This window comes from Micromonospora globbae (assembly GCF_003610785.1).
Lineage (GTDB): Bacteria > Actinomycetota > Actinomycetes > Mycobacteriales > Micromonosporaceae > Micromonospora > Micromonospora globbae.
The window spans coordinates 80,222-104,626 of sequence record NZ_RAQQ01000010.1 but is presented as its reverse complement, the minus strand read 5'-3'; the positions used below and the strand labels follow the sequence as shown (position 1 = coordinate 104,626).

Here is a 24,405-nt window from a genome sequence, read left to right as displayed (position 1 = left end):
CTGGGAGGATACGTGTCGTTCCCCAGCATGGCCGACGCCAGCGGCCGGACGATCGGCGCGGAGGAGCTGGACGCCGTCAGCCGGGTGCTCCGGTCCGGCATGCTGAGCTCGGTCTGGGGCACCGAGGTCCGGGCCCTGGAGCGCGAGATGGCCGGGCTCCACGGAGTGTCGCACGCCGTGGCGGCGAGTTCCGGAACCGCGGCCCTGCACCTGGCTGTCGCGGCCGTCGCGCCCGGCCCCGGCGACGAGATCATCACCTCTCCGATCAGTGACTTCGGCACGGTCGCGCCCATTCTCGCGCAGAACGCCGTCCCCGTGTTCGCCGACGTCGATCCGTACACCGGCAACCTGGATCCGGCGGCGGTCGCCGCGGCCGTCGGCCCGCGCACCCGCGCGATCCTCGCCGTGCACCTGTTCGGCGCCGCCGCCGACCTGCGGGCCGTCGCCGACGAGGCCGGCGTGCCGCTCATCGAGGACTGCGCCCAGGCGTGGCTCACCCGCTACCCGGACGGCCGGCTCGCCGGCACGGCGGGCGCGGTCGGCTGCTTCAGCCTCCAGCAGTGGAAGCACATCACCTGCGGTGACGGCGGCCTGTGCCTCACCGACGACCCCGTGCTGGCCCGCCGGATGCGGCTGTTCGCCGACAAGGGCTGGCCCCGCGACGAGGCCCGCCGGCACGTCGGCCTCGGCCTCAACTACCGGATGACCGAACTCGCGGGCGCCGTCGCCCGCGCCCAGCTGGCGAAGCTCCCCGGGGTGCTGGCCGACCGGCGGCGTACCGCCCGGCGGCTGGTCACCGCGCTGTCCGGCCTGCCCGGCGTGCGCCTGCCCGCCGACGTGGACGCCCACGCCTGGTGGCTGTTCCCGATCGTGCTCGACCCGCCGCTGACCAACCAGGAGGTCGCGGGGAAGCTGGCCGCCGCCGGCATCCCCGCCCGGGCTGGCTACCTCGAACAGCCGCTGCACTGCGCCCCGGCGCTGACCGAGGCGCCGGTCTACGGCACCTCCCGCTTCCCGCTCACCGTGCCGCCGGCCGACCGGCTGCCGGCCTACGGGCCCGGCGCGTTCCCCGTGGCCGAGCGCCTGATCAACGAGACTCTCCTGGTGATTGACTGGAACGAGCGCTACACCGACGCGCACGTCGACGAGATCGCCCGCGCCGTGCGGGCCGCGGTGGCCCCGTGATCGCCCCGGCCGCCGCCGCCCTGCGCGACCGGCTGCGCTGGCGGCTCGTCGCGGCCACGGCCACCCCCGTGGACGCCCGGCGGGCGGTCGACGCGGGCGTGCTCGACCGGTACCTGCGCGGACTCGTCGCCGACGGCGCCGACGCCCTCGCCGTCTGCGCGCACACCGGCCGCGGCCCGTACCTCGACGCGGAGACCCGGGACCTCGTCGTCCGGCTCGCCGTGGGGACCGGCGTGCCGGTGATCGTCGGCGTGGGCGGCCGGCCGGGGGAGCGCACCGGCGAGGTCGCCGCGCAGGCCGTCCGGGCGGCCGACCTCGGCGCGGCCGGTGTGCTGGTCTTCCCCGTCGAGGGCGACGCCGTCGGCCACCACGACGCCGTCTGGCGCGCCGCCGGCCTGCCGATGCTCGCGTTCGACCTCTACGTGCGGCCGTACGCCGAGCCGGCGCTCGCGGAGCTGCTCGCCCATCCCGGGGTGGCCGGGGTCAAGGTGGCCCGGCTCGACGACGCCATCGCCTGCCAGGCCGCGCTCGCCGCGGCGCACCGCGCCGGCCGGCTGGCCGTGACCGGTGAGGACCGCATGTTCGGGCCGTCGCTGATGTGGGGGGCCGAGGCCGCCCTGGTCGGCCTGGCCGCCGCCGCGGTGCCGGTCACCGCCCGGGTGCTGCGGGCCTACGCCGACAAGCGGTACGACGAGTTCGTCGCCGCCTCGGCCGACCTCGACCGGCTCGCCGCGGTCACGTTCACCGCACCGATGGAGGGGTACGTGCAACGCATGCTCTGGATCGCCGCCGCGGAGGGGCGTGTCCCGGCCACCCACGCGGGCGACGCGTACGGCCCGGCGCTGCCCGACGGCGACCGGGAGCGGGTGCTCACGGTGGCGGGGCGACGGTGAGCCGGAACCCGTTCGTGGCCGCCGACCTGCCGCCGGTCACCCTCGACGTCGACGTGCTCGTGGGCCGGTACGCCGACCGGCCGGGCCCCACCGGCGAGCCCGCCGCGGTCACCGCCCTCCTCGCCGCCAACGGCATCGCCCGGGCCGCCGTGGCCAGCCTGCGGGCGGCGCTGTTCGACGTGCGCAGCGGCAACGACGAGGTGGCCGCCCTGGCCGGGCCCACCGTGCTGCCGGTCGGGACGCTCGACCTGCGCGACCCGCTGGGCGCCGAGCGGGAGGTCGTCCGTCTCGCCGGGCAGGGCGTGCGGGCCGTGCGGCTGTTCCCCGACGAGCAGCACGTCGAGCCGGACTTCCCGTCTGTGCGGCACGTGGCCCGCCGGGCCGCCGAGGCCGGCCTCGTCATCCTGGCCGGTGGGGACGTCCGCCGGTACTGGCGACCGCTGCGCGGCGCCACGGTCATCTTCCTCGACACGCACTTCTACCACCTGGGCGACTTCGTGGTGGCCGCCCGCGACGAGCCGGGATTCCACACCTCCACCCGGTTGCTCAACTCGCCCGACGCGCTGGAGACCATCGCCGAACACGTCGGCGTCGAGCGCCTCCTGTACGGCTCGCGCACGCCCTTCTACGAGGCCGCGGTCCCGCGGCTGCGGCTGGCCCGCAGCGCGCTCGGGCCGGACGCCGTGGCCGCCGTGGCGGGCGGGAACGCCCGCCGGATCCTGGGGTTGACCGAATGATCATCGACGTGCACGCCCACTGGGGTCCGTGGTTCTTCAGCATGGAGGTCGGCGCCGTCGTCACGAACCTCGCCGTGATGGACCGCTACGGCATCGACCTCGCGGTCGTCTCGGCCACCGAGGCGGTGATCTACGACCCGACCACCGGCAACCGCGCGATGGCGCGGATGCTGGAGACCACCGACCGCCTGCTCGGCTACCTCACGATCAACCCCCGCCGGCTCGACGACGCCGAACGGGACCTGCGCGAGCTGCTCCCCACCGGCCGGTTCGTCGGAGTGAAGATCCACACCGACTACACCGGCTCGCCGCCGTCCTCCCCGCAGACCCGGGCGGCGCTGGAACTGGCCGCCGCGCACGACCTGCCGGCGCTCGTGCACACCTGGGACAGGTCGCCCCTGGACCTGGCGGCGGCCGTCGCGGACATCCCGGGGCTGCGCGCCATCGCCGGCCACATGGGAGCGAACGGGTGGCGGCACGCCGTCGAGGCGGCCAACTCGGTGGACCGGCTCTGGCTCGAACCGTGCTTCTCCCACACCGAGGCGGGCCGGTTCGCGGCCGTCGCGGCGGCCGTGGACCCCCACCGGCTGCTCTTCGGCACCGACGCGACGCTCATCGACCCGGCCGCCGCGTACGGGGCGGTGCTCGCCGCCGACCTCGAACCGGAACTGGCCGAACGGGTCGCCTGGCGCAACGCCGCCGACCTGTTCCGGCTCGAGAGGGCCTGAGGTCAGGCGGCGGGGTCGTCCGGCGGCAGCGGCTGCGGCGCGGGGGGACCGACGTACCGGGAGTCCGGCCGGATGATCTTCGAGTCCTCGGCCTGCTCCAGCACGTTCGCGCACCAGCCGATGACGCGGCTCGTGGCGAAGGTCGGGGTGAACATCTCCCGGGGCAGCCCGCACAGGTGCATGACGACGCCCGCGTAGTACTCCACGTTGGTGTGCAGCTCCCGGCCGGGCTTCAGCTCCGCGAGCAGCGACAGGACCCGCTCCTCGACGGCCACGGCGAAGTCCACGAGGTCGCCGCCGAGGGATCGGGCGATGCCCTTGAGCATGCGCGACCGCGGGTCCTCGGTGCGGTAGACGGGGTGCCCGAAGCCCATGATCCGCTCGCCGTCGAGGATGCGCGTCCGCAACCACGCGTCGGCCCGGTCGACGGAGCCGATGGCGTCGAGGGTGTCGAGGGCGCGGCTCGGGGCCCCGCCGTGCAGCGGACCCGACAGCGCGCCGAGGGCGCCGCCCACGCAGGCGTAGATGTCCGCCCCGGTGGAGGCGATGACGCGGGCCGTGAAGGTCGAGGCGTTGAAGCCGTGGTCGACGGTCGCGATGAGGTAGCGCTCGATCGCCCGGGCGTGCGGCTCCGACGGCACCTCGCCCGTGACCATGTACAGGTAGTTCGCCGCGTGCGACAGGTCGTCGCGCGGCGCGATCGGCTCCCGGCCGGTGCGCAGGCGGTACAGGGCGGCGAGGAGGGTGGGCGTGAGCGCGCACAGCGCCATCGCCTGCGCCCGCCGCTGTGCCGGCGGGGTGTCGTAGAGCGGTCCGGCGCCGGCGGCGAGGCCGGCCACGGCCAGCGCGGCGCGCAGCCCGCCCATCGGGTCCGCGGACGCCGACGCCGCGGCGATGCCGGGCAGCGCGGCGGCGACGGCCGGCGGGATGTGCCGCAGCGGCGCGATCTCCTCGTGCAGGGCCTTGGGCTCGGCGGGCAGGGCGCCGTCGATGAGCAGCGCCCACACGTCCTCGAGGGTGCGGTGCTCGGCCAGGTCGATGGCCGAGTACTGCCGGTAGTGGTAGAAGCCCTCCTGGCCGCGGACGTGGCCGATGGCGGTGTCGGTCACGACGACGCCGGCGAGGCCGCGGGGAACGGTGATGGTGTCAGCCATGCCGGCAGCGTCATGCCCCGGCACGGACCCGGTCAACGTTGATCCAGTCAACATGAGAGCATGCCCACATGTCCGGGGACCAGCTGCTCACGACCGCCGAGGTGGCCCACCGCCTGCGCGTCAAGCCCGAGACGATCTACGCGTACGTCAGCCGCGGGCTGCTGTCCCGGGTCAAGGTCCCCGGGGAGCGGATCAGCCGGTTCCGGTTGGCCGACGTCGAGCGGCTCGCGGCCCGTACGCAGGCGACCCGGCCGGAGCGGGACGCCGCGCCCGCCATGCGGACGGCCACCACGCTGATCGCGTACGGCCGGCTGCACTACCGGGGGCTGGACGCGGCGCGCCTCGCGCCGGTGACCCCGTTCGAGGAGGTCGCCCGGTGGCTGTGGACGGGCGAGCGGCGCCACGAGCCCTTCACGGCCGACCCGGAGACCGTCGAGCGCGCCCGGCGGGCGAGCGACCACCTGCCCGCCGGCGCCCGGCTGTTCGACCGGCTCCCGGTGGTCGTCGCCGTCGCCTCCGCGATGGATCCGCTGCGCTTCGACCTGGCGCCCGCCACCGTCACCGGCCTCGCGCCCGCGCTGCTGGCCACCATGGTCGACGCCCTGCCGCTCGCCGGCGGGGCGCCCGTGCGCGACGACCTGGCGGCCCGCCTGTGGCCGCGCCTGACCCGCGAGCCGGCGTCCGAGGCGGGACTGCGGGCGCTCAACGCCGCGCTCGTCCTGCTCGCCGACCACGACCTGGCCGCCTCGACGATCGCGGTCCGCGTGGCGGCGTCCACCCGGGCGAACCCCTACGCGGCGGTGCTGGCCGGTCTCGGCGCGCTGGACGGGCCCGCGCACGGCGCCATCGGCAGCAGCGTCCACCGGATGGTGGAGGTCGCGCGGCGCGAGGGTGTGCCGGCGGCGGTCGCCGAATGGCTGCGGACCGGCTCGCTGCCCGGGTTCGGGCATCCGCTGTACCCCGACGGCGACCCGCGCGGCGCCGCCCTGCTGGACCTCCTGGCCGAGTTGCCCGTCGAGGCCGGGCTGCGGCGGGTCGTCGACGACCTGATCGCCACGGCGGCGCGCCGCGACGCCCTGCCCAACGTGGACCTCGCGCTCGCCGTGCTGGCGCACGCGACCGGCATGGGGCCGGGCGCCGCCGAGGTGGTCTTCTCGGTCGCCCGCACGGCGGGCTGGGTCGCGCACATCGTCGAGGAGTACGCCCAGCCGCGCCACCGGTTCCGGTGGCGCAGCGGCTACACGGGGCCGCCCCCCGCGCCGACCTGACGCGTCCGGCGCGGGGGGCGGGTGGAGCCGCGGAGGAGGGTCAGCTCCGGCGCGGCAACGGGAAGCGGGCCAGGTCCGTGCCGTGCATGCCCCACGTCGCCCGGCCGTCCGGCGTGAAGTGGAACGACGGGTTGTTGTACCAGCCGCGCGGGACGTTGTCGTACAGCGTGACCACCTCGCCGCCCGGCACGGTCGGCAGCTCGCTGATGTCGTTGGTCCAGTGCACCCACGAGAACACGCGGCCGTCGACACCGTTCAGCTGGCCGTACCCGCCGAGGTCGCCCTCCATGACGATCCGCCGGGTGTGCAGGTCGTACGCGAACCAGGCGCCGCGCGGGCGCCGGCCCACCGCGTAGAGCAGGTTGCCCAGGACGTACAGGTTCTCGTACGACTGCCAGTCCGGCTTGATCTCCTCCCGCCACAGCAGCCGCCGGGTGACGATGTCCACCGCCGCCACCTGCGCGACCTTCCGGACCGGCCCGGTCGTGCCCTCACCGTAGGTGTCGCCCGCGATGTACGCGGTGGTGCCCTGCACCACGACGTCCATCACGCTCTGGTCGGGCAGGAACTCGCGGTGACCCTCAAACGTGCCGGTGGCGAGGTCGATGAAGGTCAGCGCGCCCGTGTGCTTCGTGGTCTGCGGGCTGGACGCCACGATGAGCTGGTTGCGCGGCCGGTCCACGTGGATCCGCTTGGTCCGCAGCTGCTCGTTGCCGAGCAGGCCGAGGGGCCGGATCCGGTAGCTGCCGGGGTCGATCGCCACGATCTGGGTGCTCGGGTACAGGCCCGCGTACACCACGCCGGCCTTCCCCTCGGCCATCGCCTTGACCTCGCCGTTGACGTCGAACCGGTCGCTCGTGCCGGCCTCGGTGCGGTGCACGGTCATGGCGTAGTGGCCGCCGACCCAGATCGTGCCCCGGGTGTGCCGCATCATCGACTGGATGGTCTCGGGGTAGCCGAAGCCGCGGGTGGCGGTCTGCCAGACGCTGGCCGTGCCGTTCGGCGTCGCCCGCCACACGTGCCCCAGGCCGCTGACCCCGAGCAGGGCGCCGTCGGGCAGCGGCGCGAGGAGCTGGTTCTCCACGTCGGCGAGGGGCTGGCCGACCTTCACCAGGCCGTCGGCCGTCACCTCGTACAGGTTGGTGGTGAGCCGGGTCAGCGCGTAGACCCTGCCGTCGGCCCCGACGGTGACCTGGTCGACGTAGCGGTCCTCGGCGGCGATGTCCCGCGAGACCCGGTGGGATCCGTCGCGGTCGAACGAGATCAGCTGCCGGCCGCAGGCCACGTACACGACGCCGTCGGAGACCACCATGTCGAGGATGCCGACCGGTGACGTGCTGAGGTGCGGGGTGAGGTCGACCGGGCTGCCGCCGGCCTTCGGCCACCGCAGCAGCGTGCCGGGAGCGGCCGAGCCGCCGTAGACGTACTCGTCGTCGACGGCGACCGCCGCGGCGTACTGCGACGTGGAGATGCGGCCGTACGTCTCGACGGTCGCGTCGGCCAGGCGGATCCGCCTGACCGTGCAGTCGGGGTACGTGCCGATGTAGAGGTGCTCGCCGTGCACGACCATGTCGTAGTACCAGGTGGTGCTGCCACCGGCACGCGCCCAGGCCACCAGCTCCTTGGTCCGGGGGTCGAACCGGTGGACGTACGCGCTGCCCGCCGGGCCGATGTACACGTACCGGTCGTCGGCGGCGAGCTTCTGCCCGCCGCTGCTCGCGATGGCGAGGTCGTCGATGCTGCGCATCTCGCCGGTGTTGACGTCGAACTCGCCCAGCCGCATCTTCCCCTCCGGCGTGTTGAACCGGGAGGTGATGAAGACGCTGTCACCGATGACGGCGGCGCCACGGACCGCCGCCGTCAAAGACGCGGGTCCGAAACTGGTCGGGGTCAGGGTGTCGTCGGCCCTGGCGGACGCCGGGGAGGGGAGTGCGTTCTGGCCGATTGCCAAGGCAGCGCCAGTGATGGCGCCTCCGGCCAGGAGTGAGCGACGGCTGACGGGCATGGGCATCTCCGTTCATCGCTGCCATTACGGCCAGGACCCTAATGTGTTCCGATTCGGAGGGTCAAGGGTGCGACGAACGCCGGTGACGCCTTCCCCGCGACCTCAGGGGCGAATGAGGCACATCCCGCCCGGCCCCGGACGGTCCATGGTCGACAGCGCGTCGGGCACCTCGGCGAGGCCGATGGTCCGGGTGACCAGTTCGTCCGGGCGCAGCACGCCGGCGGTCACGAGCCGCAGCAGGCGCGGGTAGGCGTGCGCGGCCATGCCGTGGCTGCCGCGCAGCTCCAGCTCGTACGCGATGACGAGGTCCATCGGCAGCGCGGGACGGCCCTGCGCGGCGGGCAGCAGACCGACCTGCACGTGGCGGCCCCGGCGGCGCAGGCTCTCGACGGAGGCCACGCACGTGTCGTGGCTGCCCAGCGCGTCCAGGGAGAGGTGGGCGCCGCCGCCGGTGACCTCCCGTACGGCCGCGGCCACCTCGCCGGGCCCGGTGAGCGCGCCGCCGTCGAGGCAGACCGCGGCGCCGAACCGGCGGGCCAGCTCCAGCGCCCCGGGCGCGATGTCGACCGCCACCACCCGGGCGCCGCACGCCGCGGCGATCATCACGGCGGACAGACCGACGCCGCCGCACCCGTGCACGGCCACCCACTCGCCGGCGGCGACCCGCCCCTGGTCGACGACGGCGCGGAACGCGGTGGCGAAGCGGCACCCGAGCGCCGCGGCGGCCGGGTGGTCCAGCTCGTCGGGCAGCCGGACGAGGTTGACGTCGGCGTCGTGCACCGCCACCTGCTCCGCGAACGACCCCCACCCGGTGAAGCCCGGCTGCGTCTGCCGCTCGCAGACCTGCTGGTCCCCGGCCAGGCAGGCCGGGCACCGGCCGCAGGCGCAGACGAACGGCGCGGTGACGCGGTCGCCGGGCCGCCAGGCCCGGACGCCGGCCCCGACGGCCGCGACGACACCGGAGAACTCGTGGCCGGGAACGTGCGGCGGGCGGATGTCCGGGTCGTGGCCCTGCCAGCCATGCCAGTCGCTGCGGCACAGCCCGGTCGCCGCCACGCGGACGACCACGCCGCCCTCGGGCGGCGTCGGGTCCGGGACGTCGCGGACCTGGGGTCGGGCGCCGAACTCGTCGAAGACCACCGCACGCATGTGCGGGATCCTCACATGCCGGCGGGTCCACCCCACGTCCACCCCGCCCGCCGCGCGGTACGCCGTCCTGGCGGCCCCGCGCGGTCCGCCGTCCTAGCGGATCCGCGCGGTCCGCCGTCCTAGCGGATCCGCGCGGTCCGCCGTCCTAGCGGCCCCGCGCGGCCCGCCGGGCGCTGCGGCGCCGCCACGGCACCGCCAGGACGACGGCCAGGACGAGCGCGGCCGCGAGACCGACACCGACGGGCAGCGACCGCGACGACGACGTGGCGTTCCGCTCGGGACGCTCACCGCCGACCGGGACCACGGGCTGGTCGTACTTCTTCTCGTCGGGCGACACCAGGTGGCCGACCGACGCGCCGCGGGGCAGCGCGAAGCCCCAGTTGAGCAGCGCCGTCGCCTCACCCAGGCTGCCCAGCGGCGCGGTCTCCGCGCCGAGCAGCGTCACGGCGAGCCGCCGTCCCTCCCGCTCCGCCACCCCGACGTACGTCTGCCGGGCCAGGTCGGTGAAGCCCGTCTTGCCCCCGAGCGTGCCCGGGTAGGCGCCCAGCAGCGTGGTGTCGTGGGTGATCTCGAAGGCGGGGTGGCCCACGCCCTCCGGGATGTGCGCGGTCGTCGTGGCCACGTACCGCCGGAAGTCCTCCCGGGCGAACGTGGCGCGGGCGATCAGCGCGAGGTCGTACGCGCTCGTGTACTGGCCGGGGCCGTCCAGGCCCGACGGTGTCGCCGCGTGGGTCTGGTACGCGCGCAGCCTCCGGGCTTCCTCGTTCATGGCGTCGACACCGCCCTGCCGGCCGGCCGCGCCGCCGCCGACCCGCGCCAGGACGTTGGCGGCGTCGTTGCCGGACCGGAGCAGCAGACCCAGCCACAGGCTCTCGACCCGGTACCGCCCGCCCGCGACCACGCCCATGAGCGAACTCGCCGGGTCGAGGTCACGCAGGTCCGCCCGGGTCACCTCGACCTCCTGCCGGGGGTCGAGGCGGGGCATGAGGGCCGCGGCCAGCAGGAGCTTCTGCACGCTGGCCGGCGTCCGGTGCTCGTGCGGGGCGCATCCGCCGAGGACCTCGCCGGTCTTCAGGTCCGCCACGAGCCACGCGGTCGCCGTGACGGCGGGCGCCGCCGGCGCGCCGGTCGGAACGGCCAACCCCGAGGTGTCCAGCGCCGCTCCGCCGATGACCCGACGCGCCGGGTCGACCGGCGGCGGGGACGGCGCCGCGGGCGGCGGAACCGGCGGCTTCACCGCCGGACAGGGAACGTACGGCGCGGCCGCCGCCCCGGTCGCCGGCGCGATCGCGACGGCGGGCGCGGCCAACAGGACGGCCGCGGCCGTCAGGCAGGTAACCCGATTGGTCGTCACACTTACGCACGGTAATCGGCGGTTCGCCGGACAGTGCGGTAATGGGGGAAGTAGCGGCGGACCGCCCGGTCCGGTGGTCGGCCGGGCCTGCCGGGGCCACGGCCCCCGGCGGTGGTCGGCCGGGCCGGTCCACCCCGGCCGGTCGGCGGGCGGCGGCCCGGCGGCCGGGAGACCGCCGGGCCGCCGGGGCCGTCACCCGTCGATGCCCAGCGCCGCCACGGGGCTGACCCGGGCCGCCCGCCGGGCCGGCAGCACCCCCGCCAGCGCGGTGAGCACCACCAGCACGGCGAACAGCCCGGCCAGCGGCAGCACCGGCAGGACCAGCGGGGCGTCGACCCCGAGGGCCTTCACCGCCAGCCAGGCGTACGGGACGCCGAGCACCAGGCCCATCGCCGCGCCGATCAGGCCGTACAGCCCGGACTCGGCGGTCAGGGTGGTGCGCAGGCCGGCCCAGGACAGGCCGAGGGCACGCAGCAGCCCGGCCTCGCGTACCCGCTCCACCACCGACAGGGCCGTCGTGGAGCCCACGCCGACCACGGCGACGAGGACGGTGAGGCTGACCAGGCCCACGGCGATCCAGACGAGGGCGCGCAGCACCTCGTCGTTGCGGTCCCGCTCGTCGGCGAGGACCGCGAGTCCCACGCCGTCGGCGCCGCCGATCGCCTGCCGCAGGGCCCGCACGGCCGCCGTACGCCCGGCCTCGCCGCCGCCGGCCGCGTCGGCCAGCAGACCGGTGGGCGCCGCCGGCACGCCGAGACGGTCCAGGTCGGCGGGGTCGGCGAGGACCTGCGCGTGCAGCGGGCCGTGGTCGGGCAGGACGGCGACCACCCGCACCTCGACGGTCCGCCCGGCGCGGGCGAGCGCGACCGTGTCGCCCACCCGTAGCCCGGTGTCCCGGGCGGCCCAGCTCGCGAGCACGACCCGGCCCGGGGCGCGGTCGGCCAGCGTGCCCTCGGCCACGTCCAGGTCACCGGCGGTCGGCAGCGCCGACACGTCGAGGTCGACCGTGGCGAAACCGGGGTCGGCCGTCCCGAGCCGCTGGCCGCCGCGCGTCAGCGCCACGTCGACGGCGCGCCGGTAGGGCACCACCCGGGCGAGCGCGCCGCGCGCCGCCTCGGCCCGTGCCACGACGGCGTCCGGCAGGGGTCCGCCGCCGGTGGCGGACACCTCGACGTCGGCCGGCGCGGAGAGCGCCAGTTCCCGGTCGGCGAGGACGCGCATCGACGCGCCCCCGACGAGCACCCCCGCGATCAGGGTCACGCCGAGCGCCACCACGACGGAGACCGCCGCGGCCCGGCGGGGCGCCCCGCCGATCCCACCGACGGCCAGCCGGCCGAGCGGCCCGAACTGGCGCAGCGGCCACCCCACGACGGCGAGCACCGGACGCACCACCAGCGGGCCGAGGGCCACCAGCGCGAAGAACGCCGCCGCGCCGGAGCCGACGAGCAGCAGCAGCGTCGACATCGGGTCGTACACCTCCTGCTCCGGGGTCGGCAGCCGCGCGCCCGCCGCCGCGCCGGCGAGGACCGCGCCGGCGGCCAGCAGCACCCCGGCCAGCAGCCGCGCGACGCCCACGTCGCGCCGCCCGCCGGTGGTGCTCGCGGCGCGCAGCGCCTCCAGCGGCGAGACCCGGGCGGCGGCGAACGCCGGCGCCAGCACCGCCAGCACGGTCAGGGCGACGGCGCCGACCACGACGGCCGCCGCCACCCCCACCGGGACGCCGGGGGACGAGACGGCGAGGCCGAACCCGCGCAGGACCGCCGGGAGCACGTGCCCCGCGGCGAGGGCGGCGGCCACCCCGACGACACCCGCGACCAGACCGGTGAGCGCGCCCTCGGCGGTCAGCGCCCCGACGAGCGCGGCGCGGTCCGCGCCGACCGCCCGCAGCAGCGCGAGCTGGCGCATCCGCTGGGCGAAGACGATCCGGAACGCCGACGTGACCACCAGCGCCGCGGCGGCCACGGCGACCGCCACGAACATGGCGACGAGGGCGAACAGGTTGTCCACCTGCTCGGCCGCCGCGTCCGCCTCCGCCGCGCGGACCTCGTCGCCGCCCCGCACCGCCACGTCCGGCGGGAGCTGCGCGGCCAGCCGCTGGCGGACCGCGTCCGGCGGCGTGCCGGGAGCCACCCGCAGGTCGATCCGGTCCAGGTCGGTGAGACCGGCCCAGGACACCACCGCGGCGGCCGGCGCGTACCCGTCGTAGCCGGCGTCGGCCTCCGTCGCCACGACACCGGTCACGGTGAGCGGGCCGGGCGTGGCCCGCTCACCGCCGGTCCCGGTGGTCACGGTGCCCACGCCGAGCCCCAACCGTTCGGCGGTCCGCTCGGTGACGGCGATCTCGCCCGGGGCGTCCGGGTACGTGCCGCGCACCAGCCGCACCGTCGACAGGGGGCCCGCGCCGGGGTCGGCCCGCAGGTTGAGGTACGACTCCCCGACGGACAGCCCGATCTCCACCCGGCCGACGGCCTCGGCCACGCCGGGCAGGGCCTGGACGCGCGGGAGCGTGGCGACGGCCGGCCGCGGGCCCTCCGCGGCGCCGCCCACCACGAGGGACGTGGCGGCCGGGGTGCCGCTGAGGGTGTCCCGGGCGGTCCGTTCGGTGATCTGCTGCGCCAGCACGGTGCCGGTCACGACGAACGACGCCACCACGACGGCCAGGCCGGTGAGGACGAGCCGGCCGGGACGGCGGGCCGCGGCGCTGACCTGGGTCCGCAGCACGGTCCCCCTCATGCGCCGGCCGCCAGGTCGCGCAGCGCGTCGGTGACCGAGCCCTGGTCCGGCCGGTCGATCTCGCCGACGACGCGGCCGTCGGCGAGCAGCACCACCCGGTCGGCGTACGCGGCGGCGATCGGGTCGTGGGTGACCATGACGACCGTCTGCCCGAGGTCGCGCACCGAGTCGCGCAGCACGGAGAGCACCTCCGCCCCGGAGCGCGAGTCCAGGTTGCCGGTCGGCTCGTCGGCGAACACGACCTCGGGCCGTGACACGAGCGCCCGGGCCAGCGCCACCCGCTGCTGCTGGCCGCCGGACAGCTCGCTGGGACGGTGGCCCAGCCGGTCGGCCAGACCCAGCACGCCGACCAGGTGCGCCAGCAGGTCACGGTCGGGCTGCCGGCCCGCGAGGTCGAGCGGAAGGGTGATGTTCTGCGCGGCGGTGAGCTGCGGCAGCAGGTTGAACGACTGGAAGACGAACCCGATCCGCTCCCGGCGTACGCGGGTCAGCGTCCGGTCGGACCGCCCGGTGAGTTCGGTGCCGCCGAGCAGCACCCGCCCGGAGGTGGCCGTGTCCAGGCCGGCGAGGCAGTGCATCAGCGTCGACTTGCCGGAGCCGGACGGACCCATGATCGCCGTGAACCCGGCCCGGTCGAAGCCGACCGAGACACCGTCCAGGGCGCGTACGGCGGTGTCGCCGCTGCCGTACACCTTCACCACCTCGATCGCGGCGACGGCGGCGCGGCCGGCCTCCGGCGGGGCGTGCGTTCTCATCGATCCTCCAGGAACGGGACGTGTGACGGGGGAGAGCCTCGCCGCCGGCGACCCGGGACCGCATCGGCCCGGCGGCAGAGATCACCGCCGTCGGGTCTGCCTTTCGGCCGATCCGGCGCCCACGAGGGCCTGGCTACGCTGGGTCACGATGAACGCGCCCCGACACCGGACCTGGTGGGTACGCCTCGGCCAGCTCGCCGGCCTGGTGGCGATGGCCCTGCTGGGCCTCTTCGACCTGCGGTTCGGCGACTTCCACGGGATGACCCCGGCCGCCCTGCTGCTCACCCTCGCGCGGATGGGGCTGGCGGCGGCCACCGTGCTCGTCTGGTTGCCGGTGCACCGCACGGGCTCGCGGCGGGCGCCCGTGCTGGCGCTCCTGGTCGGCGCCGCCTCCCTCACCGTGAGCCTCGCTCTGGGCGCCCTCCACACCGCCGGCTCGTACGTGCTGAGTGGCAACTGGGGGCTGGCCGAGTCGGCCGGACTGATGGCGGTCGTCTTCGTGGTCGCCCGCTGGGGCGCGCCCCGCATCGCGCCCTGGGCGGCCGTGGTCGCGGGCCTCGCCGTCGCCGCCCTCCCGCTGCGCGCCGGCACCGACAGCGTCTACGTGATCTTCGCGCTGCTCCAGGCCCTCGCCGCGGTGGGCGCCGCCGCGGGCGGGATCTACCTGCGGGTCGTCGCGACCGGGCGGGACCGGGCCATCGCCCTGGTACGGGCCGAGCAGCGCGCCGAGTTCGCCCGCGACCTGCACGACTTCATCGCCCACCACGTGACCGGCATCGTCGTGCAGGCGCAGGGCGCCCGCTTCGTGGCCGAGCAGGACCCGCAGCGGGTGATCACCGCGCTGGAGCAGATCGAGCGGGCCGGCGCGGAGACCATGGCGTCCATGCGGCGGATGGTCGGGATCCTGCGCGACCCGGACGCCGCGCCGGACGCGCCGCTGGCCCCGCTCGCCGGCGTGGCCGACCTCGCGCCGTTGCTGGAGGGCTTCAACGGCACGGCGAACGCCCCCGCGCGGCTGCACGTCGACGGCGCGTTGGACGGCCTGCCCGTCGAGGTCTCGACGTCGGCGTACCGGCTGGTGATGGAGGGGCTCACGAACGCGCGCCAGCACGCGCCGGACGCCCGGTCCGTGGACGTGTTCGTCCGGCGTACGCCGGACTGGTTGCTGGTCCGGGTGGCCGACGACGGCGCGGCCGCTCGCACGTCGCCCCCGCGCCGCCACGGGTACGGGCTGGTCGGCCTCACCGAGCGGGTACGCGCCCTGGGCGGCACGATCACGGCCGGTCCCGGAGTGACGGGCGGCTGGGTGCTCGACGCCGCGCTGCCACTGCAACGGACGGTGGTCCGATGATCCGGGTGCTGGTCGCCGACGACCAGGCGATGGTCCGGACCGGGTTCGGCATGATCATCGGGGCGCAGCCGGACATGGCGGTGGTGGGGGAGGCCGCCGACGGCGTCACCGCCGTCGAGCTGGCCCGGCGCCTGCGCCCGGACGTGGTGCTGCTCGACATCCGCATGCCCCGCCTCGACGGCCTGGAGGCGCTGCGCCTGCTCGCCGGACCGGGCGTCACCGACCCGGTCCGCGTCGTGGTGGTCACCACGTTCGACCTCGACGAGTACGTGCACACGGCCCTGCGCAACGGCGCCTGCGGCTTCCTGCTCAAGGACTCGGGGCCGGCCCTGCTCGTGGAGGCGGTCCGCGCGGCCGTCTCCGGCGACGCGCTGATCAGCCCGTCGGTCACCGTCCGGCTGCTGGAGCACCTCAGCACGCCCGCGCCGGCCCGCGACGACGGCGGGCTCTCCCCGCGGGAACTCGACGTGGTGCGGCTCGCCGCCCGGGGCCTCACCAACGCCGAGATCGCGGCGCGGCTGTTCATCGCCGTCGGCACGGTGAAGACGCACCTGGCCAGCGTCCAGGCGAAGCTCGGGGCCCGCAACCGGGTCGAGATCGCCGCCTGGGCGTGGGAACGCCGCCTGGTTGGCTGACCCGGCGAGGGCCGGAGCACGGGGCGGTCGGGCGGCCCGACGCATAGGCGACCGTCGGTGTGGGTATGGAACACGGCACGTCGCAGCGGGTCCGGGTGCGGAGCCGCCCCGACCGCCGCACCGGCTGGCGGACACGTCGGCCGACCGGGTGTCGCGGCCACGGCACCGGCCCGCCCGAGGACGCGGTGTGGCCCCATCACGGCGTACGGAGGTGCAACAAGCTGTTCCACGATGGATCCGTTCCCCGGTCGATGTCGCTGACCGGCTCCCATACCGGCCGCGGACCCGCGGTCCGCCGGAAGGGGTGAGCGTCATGGCCGCTCTGCCCGCCCCCCGCCCGGTCCGGCCCGCGGCGCCGGTGCCCCGCACGTACGTGCAGTACCTGCGGGACCGGCTGCTGGAGGCCGAGGCCGGGCTGACCGCGATGAGCGAGAAGTACGAGCGGACGAAGGCCCGCTTCGACCGCTGCTACGCCCGCCGCGGCATCACCCCGGACACGGACATCGTCAACTACATCAACGCGAAGTCGATGAACCCGGAGCTGACGTTCTGGTACGCGAAGGTCGAGCACTTCCAGCGGGAGGTGGCCGCGTACGGGGCGGCGCTGACCGGGCTCGACGCCGCGCGCCGGCTGCTCGCCGACGACGGCTACCGGGTCGACGACCGCACGCGCCCGCGCAACGGCCGGCGCGCCCTGAACCGGGTCGGCTGACGCCCCGCGGCCTGCCCCGGCCCGGCCCCGCGCCGGCCCACCGGCGTCCCGCGTCGGCGCACCGGCCCGGTCCCGGGCGTTCGGTCGGCGCCGACGCCGCACGTGACCCGTCGCCACCGGCGGCGGCGCGACGAGGCTGGTCGGATACGGTGGCAGGCGTGACCGGAACGGGTACGGTGCGGCTGACCTGGCACGGGCACAGCACCGTGTGGATCGAGGACTCCGGCACCCGGCTGCTGACCGACCCGCTGCTGCGGGACCGGCTCGCGCACCTGCGCCGCCGCCGGGGGCCGCGCCCGCACCTGACCGACGCCCCGGACGCCGTCCTCGTCTCGCACCTGCACGCCGACCACCTGGACTTCGCCTCGCTGCGGCGACTGCCCGGGCGTCCCACGCTGGTGGTGCCGGCCGGCGCGGGGGCGCTGGTGCGCCGGACCCTCGGCCCGGCCGCCGGCCCCTGTGTGGAGCTCGCGCCCGGTGAGACGACCACGATCGGCGAGGTCCGGGTCACCGCCGTGCCGGCCGCGCACGACGGCGGGCGCGGCCCGTGGTCGCGGCACCGCGCGGCCGCGGTCGGCTACCTGGTGCAGGGGCGGGCCCGCACCTGGTTCGCCGGGGACACCGGCCTCTTCGACGAGATGGGCAAGCTCGGCCCGCTCGACCTGGCGCTGGTCCCGGTCGGGGGCTGGGGCCCCACCCTGCCCGCCGGCCACCTCGACCCGGCGGGCGCCGCCGAGGCGGTCCGCCGCGCGGCGGCGGCCTGGGCCGTGCCCATCCACTTCGGCACCTTCTGGCCGATCGGGTGCGACCGCATCCGGCCGGACCGGTTCCTCCCGCCGGGGGAGGAGTTCGCCCGGCACGCCGGGGCGGTGTCCCCCGGCACCCGGGTCCGCGTGCTCCGGCCCGGCGAGTCCTGCGCCGTCCCGGCGTCATGACGGCCACCCTCAGCGCGCTGGCCTGGCTGATCCTGGTGGTGATGTTCGGCTCCGTGGTCCCCGTCGTGCCGACCGGCGCGGCCGTCAGCGGCGCCGCGGCGCTCGCCGCCCACCAGCACCCGCTGACCGTCGTCCTCGTGGTGGCCGCCGGCGCCCTCGGCGCGTACGTCGGTGACCTGGTCACCTATCTCGTCCTCGGCTGGGGAGGGGAGCGCATCGCCCGCCGGCTGCGCTGGCTGCGGGAGCCGGAGCGCCTGGACCGCGTCTCGGCGCGGGTGCGGGAGGGGCGGGTGTCGATGCTGCTGGTGTCGCGGCTCATCCCCGGCGGGCGGGTGCCGGTGCTGCTCGCCGGCGCGGTGGCCGGCCTGACCTGGCGGCGCTTCGCCGCCGCCAACGCCCCGGCGAGCCTCAGCTGGGCGGCCCTCTACGCCGCGATCGGCGTTCTCGGCCGGGCGATCTTCCCCGAGCCGTGGCAGAGCGTCGTCGCGGCGATCCTGCTGGTCGTGCTCGTCACCCAGGGGCTCAGCTGGGTGAGCCGGCGGCGGACGGCGCCGGCGCATCCGCCGGCGCGACCATGACCGGCACCGGCGGGCCGGAGCGGACGAGGTCGGGCTCGCCGCCGCCGGCCGGGAGATCGTCGGCGCGGTCGTCGGCCCGGCGCAGCCCGAGCCGGCGCAGCCACGCGAGCAGTTGCCGGTGCACCGCGTCCGGGCCCACCAGGTCACCCTCCTGCGGCCAGTCCGCCGGGTGGATGAGCAGGGCGTCGGTCTGCCAGCCGCCCAGCCCGCCGTGGCACCCGACCAGCTCCTCGAAGGCCGCCACCTCGTCCAGGCTCGGGTCGACGGCGCTGATCACCACGAGGTCGCCCACGTGCGCCATGGTCTGGTGGCGCAGCAGGTCCTGACGCGCCCGCGGGCCGTACGGCGCCAGCGGGTCCTCGCCCTCGACGTGGCCGTCCCGCAGCCGGTGCCGCCCGCGCGGCCCGATCGCCACCGGCCCGGCCGCCGAGTCGACGACGACCAGCCCGATGCCGGGGTGCGCGGCCAGGCCGTCGACGAGCCCCGGCGCCACGGCGTCGATGCGTTCCCGGGTGAGCCGGCCCGGGTGGCGGGTCAGGTAGATCATCGCGAGGTTGCCGGAGGCCACCACCACGGTCTCCGGGTCGGTACGCGTGGCCGCCTCCTCGCGGTCGGCCGGCCCGAGGCTCACCGCGCCGTCGGTCCCCGACCGTACGGCGACCCGCGTCGCCGCGGCGGTGACGCCCCCGCGCCCCGCCACCTCGGTGAGCAGCGTGTTCACCCGCCCCCACTCCTCGACGCGTCCGGCCGCCTCGACGCTCGTGGCGGCCCGTGCGGCGGGCGCCGACGCCGGCCGGCCGTCGTCGGGAGCGGGCGCCGCGAGCCGGGACACCACCTGGGCGAGCGACTCGCCGTACCGCTGGCGGAACGTGGCGCCCTGACTCTGGCCGTGGTCGCTGAGCACCACGATGTGGTAGCGGCGTCCCGCCTCGGCCGCCAGCCGCTCCAGGATGCCGAGGGTGTGGTCCAGCGCCTCGAGGGCGGCCATGGCCTCGGGCCGGGCCGGGCCGGCGTGGTGGGCCACCTCGTCGTAGTCGACGAAGTCGCAGAAGATCACCGGAGCGCCCCGGGCCATCTGCTCGGCGATGAGCGAGACGTTCAGGTCGTTGAGCAGGCTGGCGAGCGGGCGCAGCGCCAGGTACGAGCCCCGGCGCTCGCCGCGCGGCTGCACGCCGCGCCGCCGCTGCCGCCGCGCCTCGTGCAGCTCGCGCAGCACCTGACCGGCGCTGAGGACGACCGCGCGGGCGAAGCCGTACGGGCTGGTCATGAACGCCGCGTAGCCGGGGGTGGAGCGGCCGGGCAGGCCGGCGCGGCTGACCGTCAGCAGGCTCGTCGGCGCGTCGCCGGAGAACGCCGTGCTGATGCTCACGCCGCCGTCGCGCAGCAGACCGGCGCCCGTGGAGAGGCGCCGTTCGACGTCGGCGGCGTCCCGGGGACGGCTGGTCACCACGAGCCGGCCCGTGGGGTGCTCCGCGGTCGCCTTCTCGTACCACCGGTAGGCCGGCACGTGACGGACGTCACCGTGCAGCAGGCCCGCCTGGGCCGCCGGGGTGGTGGCCGGCAGGCCGGTGTGCCAGCGGGTCATCCGGTGGCTGCGCGAGCGCAGCCACCGGCCGACGGTGGGGAGGTTGCCGGCGCGCACGGCCCACTGCAGGAGGGGCGCGGCCACGCCGTCGAGCTGGATGATGAGCAGCCCGTCGGCCGGCGGGTCGTCCGACGGCGGGTCGGTCGTGACGCGGCGCCGCCAGCGCCGGGTCGGCCGCTGGCGGCGGTCCGTGGCCCGGCGTACCCGGTTCATCAGGCGCAGCATCTCGCTGACGAACGAGTCGTCGGTGCCGGCGTCGGCGAGCCAGTTCACGATCGCCGCGAGCGCCACCGACACCCAGGCCGCCACGAACGCCACCGCGAACCCGGCGACGTGCGCCTCGGGATCGAGCCGGAGCGCCACGTACATGACGACGGCCTGCACGCCCACCCCGATGGCGAGCGCGCCGAGACCGCCGAGCGCCGTGGCCAGCGCGAGCAGCAGCGGACGCAGGACGGCGCCGACCCCGGTGACGAGGGCCACCAGCCACAGCATCGCCACCAGGCCGCTGGCGGTCACCCCGGGCAGCAGCCAGAGCGTCGTGCTGAGCACGACGAACGAGGTCGCCATGCTCCGCACCAACGCGCGCACGCGCGCGACGGTGGGCCGATAGCCGCGCAGGACCCGCAGGCCCACGCGCACCGGTTCGGGCAGCGCGTGGCGCTTGCGGGCATCCACCTGCGGCTCCATCCTCGCCACGATGCCACATCCGAGCTATCAAGATCCCCAGGGTGAGCAGCGCGTCACAGCGCGCCCGGGCGCCGGTCGTCTCCGGCGTGGCCCACCCGCCCGGCGTCGCCGGGCACACCCTGTTCAACGCTCGACGTGGCCGTCCGCCATCCCCGGCGGGCCGGGCGGGCACCCCGGGCGGTGTGGCGTGGCCCACCCCTCAGTCGACCCGGGGGGACTCCGTACGGCCGCGCTTGAGCTCGAAGAAGCCGGGCGTGCCGGTGACCAGGAGCACACCGTCCCAGAGGCGGCCGGCGGCCTCCCCGCGCGGCACGGGGCTCACCACCGGGCCGAAGAACGCGGTGCGGCGCCCGTCGGGGCCGGGCACGTGGATCGCCGGGGTGCCGAGATCCTCGCCGACCGGGTCGAGGCCGGCGTGGTGACTGCGCCGCAGCGCCTCGTCGTGGTCGGCGACGTCGGCCGCGTCGGCCAGGTCGGGGGCCAGCCCGAGGGCGGTCAGCGCGTCCACGTACAGGTCCCGGCCGATCGGGGTCCGCTCGCCGTGGATCCGGTCGCCGAACGCCGTGTAGAGATCCCGCAGCACGTCGGTGCCGTACTTCTCCTCCGCGGCGGTCAGGACGCGGACCGGGCCGAGCGTGTCGGACAGCCACCGCTCGTACCACGGTTCGAGGCCCTCCCTGCCGTCGTTGAGCAGCCACAGGCTCATCACGTGGAACCGCACCCGCACGTCCCGGACCCGCTCGACCTCGAGCAGCCAGCGGGAGGTGTTCCACGCCCAGGGGCACTTGGGGTCGAACCACATGTCGACGATGGTCACGGCGTCTCCTCGGTCTGTCGTCGTTCGTCGCGCAGGGCCATTCAACGGCCGCGGATCGGCCGGCAGAAGTGCCAATCGCCGCCCACTCGACTGGGCCACCTCCGGCGCGACGCCGTGCGGGCCTGTCGTACGGCCGTGGCAGGCTCCGGTCGCCCCGGACCGCACGACCACGGAGGAGCCATGGCCGGCGACCTGCTGCTCGGCCGCGAGGTGAGCGTCCACTACGGACAGATGTACGCCGAGAGCGCCGGCCACGAGTTCCAGGGTGGGATGGCGGCCTCGTTCCAGGGGCAGGTCAACGGCCTCTGCGGGGCCGCCGTGCCCGGCTTCGTGTTCCTCCTGACCGGCACCCACACCGGCCGGGTCGGCGTCGCCGTCGAGCTGCACCGCCGGGAGCCCGTGCTCGACGACCGCTGGGAGGACGTCGTCGAGGTCTCGTTCGGGCTCGACGGTGACGGTCTGACGCTCACCGAGTGGGGTGGCGGCGGGTCCTACCCGCTGGCCGTGCCCGGCGGGGCGTACCGGGTCCGCTACTGCGCCCGGGGCATGACCGCGGGGCGCCGGGGTGGCGTGCCGGAGAAGGGGCACCCGCCGTGGGACCACTACCTCCTGCAACTCTGGCCGGCGCCGCCGGCGCCCGACCGGGTGGTCCGGGAGTCGACGGCCGCGGCCGCGTACTGGCACCGGTGGGCGCGGTCGCTTCCACCCCCGCCGACGCCCGAGCAGATCGCCGAACGGGAGCGCCGGGAGGCCGAGGCGCGGCGGCGCCGGGAGGCCGACCTGCGGGCCGCCGCCGACCGCCGGCGCTGGGGCGACCGCGTCCCCAACGACCGGCTACGCCGGGTCGGCGGCAACGTGTGGGGCATGGAGCGCGTCGACATGGACCTGGTGTTCGCCCTGGCCGAGGCCGACGAGCGGACGCTGCGCGCGGTGGCACGCTGGGCGGCCGAGTCGGCGTACGCCGCGGCCGGGCTGACCGACCGGCCGTGGGTCGCGCCGGCGCTGGCGGCGCTGCGCGACGGCCGGCCGCTCCCACCCCCGTTCGACGATCCGCTCACCGTGTGGCGCCACCTCGACGGCGCGGCGCTGACCACGGTGCGCGCCTACGACGGCACCCACCCGCGGGTGTCCCAGCAGCACGCCGCGCTGCCGGCCCTGTTCGGCGCCGTGGAGCCCGACCCGTTGCAGGCGGCGCTGGACGCCCTGTTCGCGGCGGTGGTCACCCACGGGGAGGGATTCCCGGGGCTGCTCGCCGAGGTCCGGCGGGCGTTCCCGCAGCTCACCGCGGGCGGCGGGTGACCCGGGCGCGGTGCCGGTAACGTGCGGAGGTCGAAGGTGCCGGGCGTCGGCCCGGCGGACGATCGGGAGCGCGGCGGTGGTCGATGCGGCGACGAGCACGACGGGCGACGCGGCCCGCGGCGGCGGGCTCGATCCCGAGGTGTGCGCCCACTGGCGGCTGACGCCCGGGCCGGCGCTCGGGCACCGGGCGTCGGGCACGTGGGCGGCCACGCGGGAGAAGGCGGCGTTCGTCGTCAAGCACGTGGACCCGCGGATCTTCCCCGACTGGCCCTACACACTGCGCGTCGCGGCGGCCCTGCGCGCGCAGGGGTGGCCGACGCCGGAGCCCGCCGAGGAACCGTGGATCCGTCCCGACGGGGCGTGGGTGCTCTTCCACCGCCTGCCCGGCCGGTCGATGACGCCGGCCGACGGCGACCGGTCCGCCGAGGCGCGCGCCCGGGGGAGGCTGCTCGCGGAGTTCCACGCCTCCGCCGCCGCCACCGGCATCGTCGACCAGCGGGGAGGGTTCGCCGACCCGGCGGAGCTGGTCAGAGATCCGCTGCTCGACCACTGGCTCCGCGTGCACGAGCGGTACCGCCCGGACGAGGGGCGGCCGCTGCGCGCCTGCCGCGACGCGACGGCGGCGTGGTTCGCCGACAACCCCGTGGTGGACGCGCCGCGCAGCGTGATCCACGGGGACTTCACCCCGTGGAACCTGCTGTTCGACGGCGGGCGGCTGAGCGGGGTGGTCGACTTCGAGGCGACCCACCACACCTACCAGGTGGCCGACTTCGCGCTGTCCTGGCGGGGCTACCAGGACGACGTCCTGCGGGGCTACGACGAGGTGCGCCGCCTGTCCGACGTCGAGTGGCGTCTGGTCCGGCCGGCGTTCTGGGCGTGGATGTTCATCGGCCTCACCGACCTGCTCGCGGCCCGCTACGGCGACGCCCGCCGCGACGCCGCGCCACCCACGCTGGAGTGGCAGGTCCGCCACCTGCGCCTGCACTCACCCCTGCTCGCCACGAAGGCCGGCGTCCCCACCCGGAACGGCTGACGTGACCCCCGGTGCCGCCACGGCGCCCGTCGTCTCGAGGATGAGCCGCGCGACCCGGTCCGGGTCGTCGCTCATCGGCACGTGCCCGCAGCCGGGCAGCGTCACCACGCGGGCGCCCGGCAGCCCGGCCCGGGCGCGTTCGGCCTGGTGCACGCCGAAGATCCGGTCACGGTCGCCCCAGCCGATCGTCACCGGCACCGACGCCCGCGACAACCGGGCGCCGTCGAAGCGGTAGTCGCGTGCGGCCCGCGCCACGGCGGGGAAACCGAGCCCTCGCCGCAGGGCGAGCGCGTCGCCCAGCGCCCGTTCCACGGTCAACGCGGCGGGACGGCACACCAGCGGCGCGAAGCAGAGCGCCCGCACGGACGCCGAGCGCAACGCCACCCGCATGAGCGGTGTGGGCAGGTGGGCGTTGAGTCGCAGCAGCCGGAGGATGGCCAGGGCCCGCCGGCGCTCGGCCGGCGTGAAGAAGCCGGCGGGGGAGAAGGCGGTGGCCGAGGCGACCGCGCCGGCCGCGGCGAGTTCCAGGGCGATCGCCCCGCCGAGGCTGTAGCCGGCCACGTGCGGCCGCTCGACACCCCACTCCGCGAGGACCGGCAGCAGCGCGGCGACGGTCGCCGCCATGTCGGCGGGCATGCCGGCCTCGGGCACCGGGGAGAGCCCGAACCCGGGCAGGTCGAGCGCGATCACCTCGTGGTGGGCGCAGAGCCGGTCGAAGACGGGCTCCCACGCCTGGTGGCGGTGGCCGATGCCGTGGATGAGCACGAGCGGCTCCCCGCTGCCCGCGCGCCGGACGTGGACCTGCATCC

At 76.4% G+C, this 24,405-nt stretch carries 21 protein-coding genes and 1 pseudogene; 12 read left to right on the top strand and 10 right to left on the bottom strand.

The window, feature by feature from the left end:
- Positions 1-12 precede the first annotated feature (12 nt).
- The 4 genes from D7I43_RS15525 to D7I43_RS15510 are packed head-to-tail and all read left to right on the top strand — an operon-like array spanning position 13 to position 3,543.
- A complete protein-coding gene (locus D7I43_RS15525) occupies positions 13-1,185 on the top strand; it encodes a DegT/DnrJ/EryC1/StrS family aminotransferase (protein ID WP_120329212.1) in 1,173 nt (390 codons plus the stop codon).
- On the top strand, positions 1,182-2,078 hold the full coding sequence (locus D7I43_RS15520; protein ID WP_204985196.1) for a dihydrodipicolinate synthase family protein: 897 nt from the start codon (positions 1,182-1,184) through the stop codon (positions 2,076-2,078). Before D7I43_RS15525 ends, D7I43_RS15520 begins: the two co-directional genes overlap by 4 nt.
- Entirely contained in the window at positions 2,075-2,815 is a 741-nt protein-coding gene (locus D7I43_RS15515) for an amidohydrolase family protein (RefSeq protein ID WP_192902168.1), read from the top strand. The genes D7I43_RS15520 and D7I43_RS15515 overlap by 4 nt, the downstream gene beginning before the upstream one ends.
- The gene (locus D7I43_RS15510) at positions 2,812-3,543 is read left to right on the top strand and encodes an amidohydrolase family protein (protein WP_120329211.1); all 732 of its coding nucleotides are present in this window, start codon (positions 2,812-2,814) and stop codon (positions 3,541-3,543) included. Before D7I43_RS15515 ends, D7I43_RS15510 begins: the two co-directional genes overlap by 4 nt.
- Before the next feature lie 2 nt (positions 3,544-3,545).
- Here the strand turns inward: D7I43_RS15510 and D7I43_RS15505 are convergent, their stop codons facing one another.
- On the bottom strand, positions 3,546-4,697 hold the full coding sequence (locus D7I43_RS15505; RefSeq protein WP_120329210.1) for a citrate synthase: 1,152 nt from the start codon (positions 4,695-4,697) through the stop codon (positions 3,546-3,548).
- 68 nt (positions 4,698-4,765) lie between these two features.
- Here D7I43_RS15505 and D7I43_RS15500 point away from each other — a divergent pair, with 68 nt between their 5' ends.
- Entirely contained in the window at positions 4,766-5,965 is a 1,200-nt protein-coding gene (locus D7I43_RS15500; RefSeq protein ID WP_120329209.1) for a citrate synthase, read from the top strand.
- Positions 5,966-6,005: 40 nt separating this feature from the next.
- On the opposite strand, the gene D7I43_RS15495 is transcribed toward D7I43_RS15500, so the two are convergent.
- The 6 genes and pseudogenes from D7I43_RS15495 to D7I43_RS15475 all read right to left on the bottom strand — a co-directional run bounded on the left by D7I43_RS15495 (position 6,006) and on the right by D7I43_RS15475 (position 13,961).
- Positions 6,006-7,829 carry a hypothetical protein gene (locus D7I43_RS15495; RefSeq protein WP_240032977.1) on the bottom strand — a complete coding sequence of 608 codons (1,824 nt, stop codon included), beginning with the start codon at positions 7,827-7,829 and terminating at the stop codon, positions 6,006-6,008.
- Between the two features lie 57 nt (positions 7,830-7,886).
- Positions 7,887-7,970: pseudogene (locus tag D7I43_RS34375) on the bottom strand (twin-arginine translocation signal domain-containing protein); the annotation flags it as partial.
- Positions 7,971-8,072: 102 nt separating this feature from the next.
- Positions 8,073-9,119 carry a zinc-dependent alcohol dehydrogenase family protein gene (locus D7I43_RS15490; protein ID WP_120329207.1) on the bottom strand — a complete coding sequence of 349 codons (1,047 nt, stop codon included), beginning with the start codon at positions 9,117-9,119 and terminating at the stop codon, positions 8,073-8,075.
- A gap of 145 nt (positions 9,120-9,264) precedes the next feature.
- Positions 9,265-10,473: a D-alanyl-D-alanine carboxypeptidase family protein gene (locus tag D7I43_RS15485; RefSeq protein WP_240032976.1), complete on the bottom strand. Its 1,209-nt coding sequence runs from the start codon at positions 10,471-10,473 to the stop codon at positions 9,265-9,267.
- Between the two features lie 192 nt (positions 10,474-10,665).
- Entirely contained in the window at positions 10,666-13,194 is a 2,529-nt protein-coding gene (locus D7I43_RS15480; RefSeq protein ID WP_240032975.1) for an FtsX-like permease family protein, read from the bottom strand.
- A gap of 8 nt (positions 13,195-13,202) precedes the next feature.
- On the bottom strand, positions 13,203-13,961 hold the full coding sequence (locus tag D7I43_RS15475; RefSeq protein ID WP_120329205.1) for an ABC transporter ATP-binding protein: 759 nt from the start codon (positions 13,959-13,961) through the stop codon (positions 13,203-13,205).
- A 148-nt stretch (positions 13,962-14,109) separates the two neighbouring features.
- Between D7I43_RS15475 and D7I43_RS15470 the strand changes: the two genes are divergently transcribed.
- From D7I43_RS15470 to D7I43_RS15450, 5 genes are all read left to right on the top strand, one after another.
- Positions 14,110-15,312, top strand: a complete 1,203-nt coding sequence (locus D7I43_RS15470; protein WP_120329204.1) for a sensor histidine kinase — start codon at positions 14,110-14,112, stop codon at positions 15,310-15,312.
- Positions 15,309-15,947 carry a response regulator gene (locus D7I43_RS15465; RefSeq protein ID WP_120329203.1) on the top strand — a complete coding sequence of 213 codons (639 nt, stop codon included), beginning with the start codon at positions 15,309-15,311 and terminating at the stop codon, positions 15,945-15,947. The genes D7I43_RS15470 and D7I43_RS15465 overlap by 4 nt, the downstream gene beginning before the upstream one ends.
- A gap of 313 nt (positions 15,948-16,260) precedes the next feature.
- Entirely contained in the window at positions 16,261-16,659 is a 399-nt protein-coding gene (locus D7I43_RS15460) for a hypothetical protein (protein WP_120329202.1), read from the top strand.
- 158 nt (positions 16,660-16,817) lie between these two features.
- A complete protein-coding gene (locus tag D7I43_RS15455) occupies positions 16,818-17,594 on the top strand; it encodes an MBL fold metallo-hydrolase (protein ID WP_240032974.1) in 777 nt (258 codons plus the stop codon).
- Positions 17,591-18,172: a DedA family protein gene (locus D7I43_RS15450; RefSeq protein WP_120329201.1), complete on the top strand. Its 582-nt coding sequence runs from the start codon at positions 17,591-17,593 to the stop codon at positions 18,170-18,172. Before D7I43_RS15455 ends, D7I43_RS15450 begins: the two co-directional genes overlap by 4 nt.
- On the opposite strand, the gene D7I43_RS15445 is transcribed toward D7I43_RS15450, so the two are convergent.
- A complete protein-coding gene (locus tag D7I43_RS15445) occupies positions 18,117-20,447 on the bottom strand; it encodes an alkaline phosphatase family protein (protein WP_120329200.1) in 2,331 nt (776 codons plus the stop codon). The two genes, D7I43_RS15450 and D7I43_RS15445, sit on opposite strands and share 56 nt — an antisense overlap.
- Positions 20,448-20,646: 199 nt before the next feature.
- A complete protein-coding gene (locus D7I43_RS15440) occupies positions 20,647-21,249 on the bottom strand; it encodes a mycothiol-dependent nitroreductase Rv2466c family protein (protein WP_120329336.1) in 603 nt (200 codons plus the stop codon).
- Positions 21,250-21,444: 195 nt separating this feature from the next.
- Between D7I43_RS15440 and D7I43_RS15435 the strand changes: the two genes are divergently transcribed.
- Positions 21,445-22,563 carry a hypothetical protein gene (locus tag D7I43_RS15435; RefSeq protein WP_120329199.1) on the top strand — a complete coding sequence of 373 codons (1,119 nt, stop codon included), beginning with the start codon at positions 21,445-21,447 and terminating at the stop codon, positions 22,561-22,563.
- A 76-nt stretch (positions 22,564-22,639) separates the two neighbouring features.
- A complete protein-coding gene (locus D7I43_RS15430; RefSeq protein ID WP_158610101.1) occupies positions 22,640-23,596 on the top strand; it encodes a phosphotransferase enzyme family protein in 957 nt (318 codons plus the stop codon).
- On the opposite strand, the gene D7I43_RS15425 is transcribed toward D7I43_RS15430, so the two are convergent.
- A complete protein-coding gene (locus tag D7I43_RS15425) occupies positions 23,549-24,403 on the bottom strand; it encodes an alpha/beta fold hydrolase (RefSeq protein ID WP_120329197.1) in 855 nt (284 codons plus the stop codon). The two genes, D7I43_RS15430 and D7I43_RS15425, sit on opposite strands and share 48 nt — an antisense overlap.
- Positions 24,404-24,405: the final 2 nt, after the last annotated feature.

Bases quoted from the DNA above. Each gene is read 5' to 3' on its own strand.
- D7I43_RS15510 (WP_120329211.1), top strand. From the start codon at position 2,812: ATGATCATCGACGTGCACGCCCACTGGGGTCCGTGGTTCTTCAGCATG.
- D7I43_RS15505 (WP_120329210.1), bottom strand. From the start codon at position 4,697: ATGGCTGACACCATCACCGTTCCCCGCGGCCTCGCCGGCGTCGTCGTG.
- D7I43_RS15500 (WP_120329209.1), top strand. From the start codon at position 4,766: ATGTCCGGGGACCAGCTGCTCACGACCGCCGAGGTGGCCCACCGCCTG.
- D7I43_RS15490 (WP_120329207.1), bottom strand. From the start codon at position 9,119: ATGCGTGCGGTGGTCTTCGACGAGTTCGGCGCCCGACCCCAGGTCCGC.
- D7I43_RS15475 (WP_120329205.1), bottom strand. From the start codon at position 13,961: ATGAGAACGCACGCCCCGCCGGAGGCCGGCCGCGCCGCCGTCGCCGCG.
- D7I43_RS15470 (WP_120329204.1), top strand. From the start codon at position 14,110: ATGAACGCGCCCCGACACCGGACCTGGTGGGTACGCCTCGGCCAGCTC.
- D7I43_RS15465 (WP_120329203.1), top strand. From the start codon at position 15,309: ATGATCCGGGTGCTGGTCGCCGACGACCAGGCGATGGTCCGGACCGGG.
- D7I43_RS15460 (WP_120329202.1), top strand. From the start codon at position 16,261: ATGGCCGCTCTGCCCGCCCCCCGCCCGGTCCGGCCCGCGGCGCCGGTG.
- D7I43_RS15450 (WP_120329201.1), top strand. From the start codon at position 17,591: ATGACGGCCACCCTCAGCGCGCTGGCCTGGCTGATCCTGGTGGTGATG.
- D7I43_RS15445 (WP_120329200.1), bottom strand. From the start codon at position 20,447: ATGGAGCCGCAGGTGGATGCCCGCAAGCGCCACGCGCTGCCCGAACCG.
- D7I43_RS15440 (WP_120329336.1), bottom strand. From the start codon at position 21,249: ATGTGGTTCGACCCCAAGTGCCCCTGGGCGTGGAACACCTCCCGCTGG.
- D7I43_RS15435 (WP_120329199.1), top strand. From the start codon at position 21,445: ATGGCCGGCGACCTGCTGCTCGGCCGCGAGGTGAGCGTCCACTACGGA.
- D7I43_RS15425 (WP_120329197.1), bottom strand. From the start codon at position 24,403: ATGCAGGTCCACGTCCGGCGCGCGGGCAGCGGGGAGCCGCTCGTGCTC.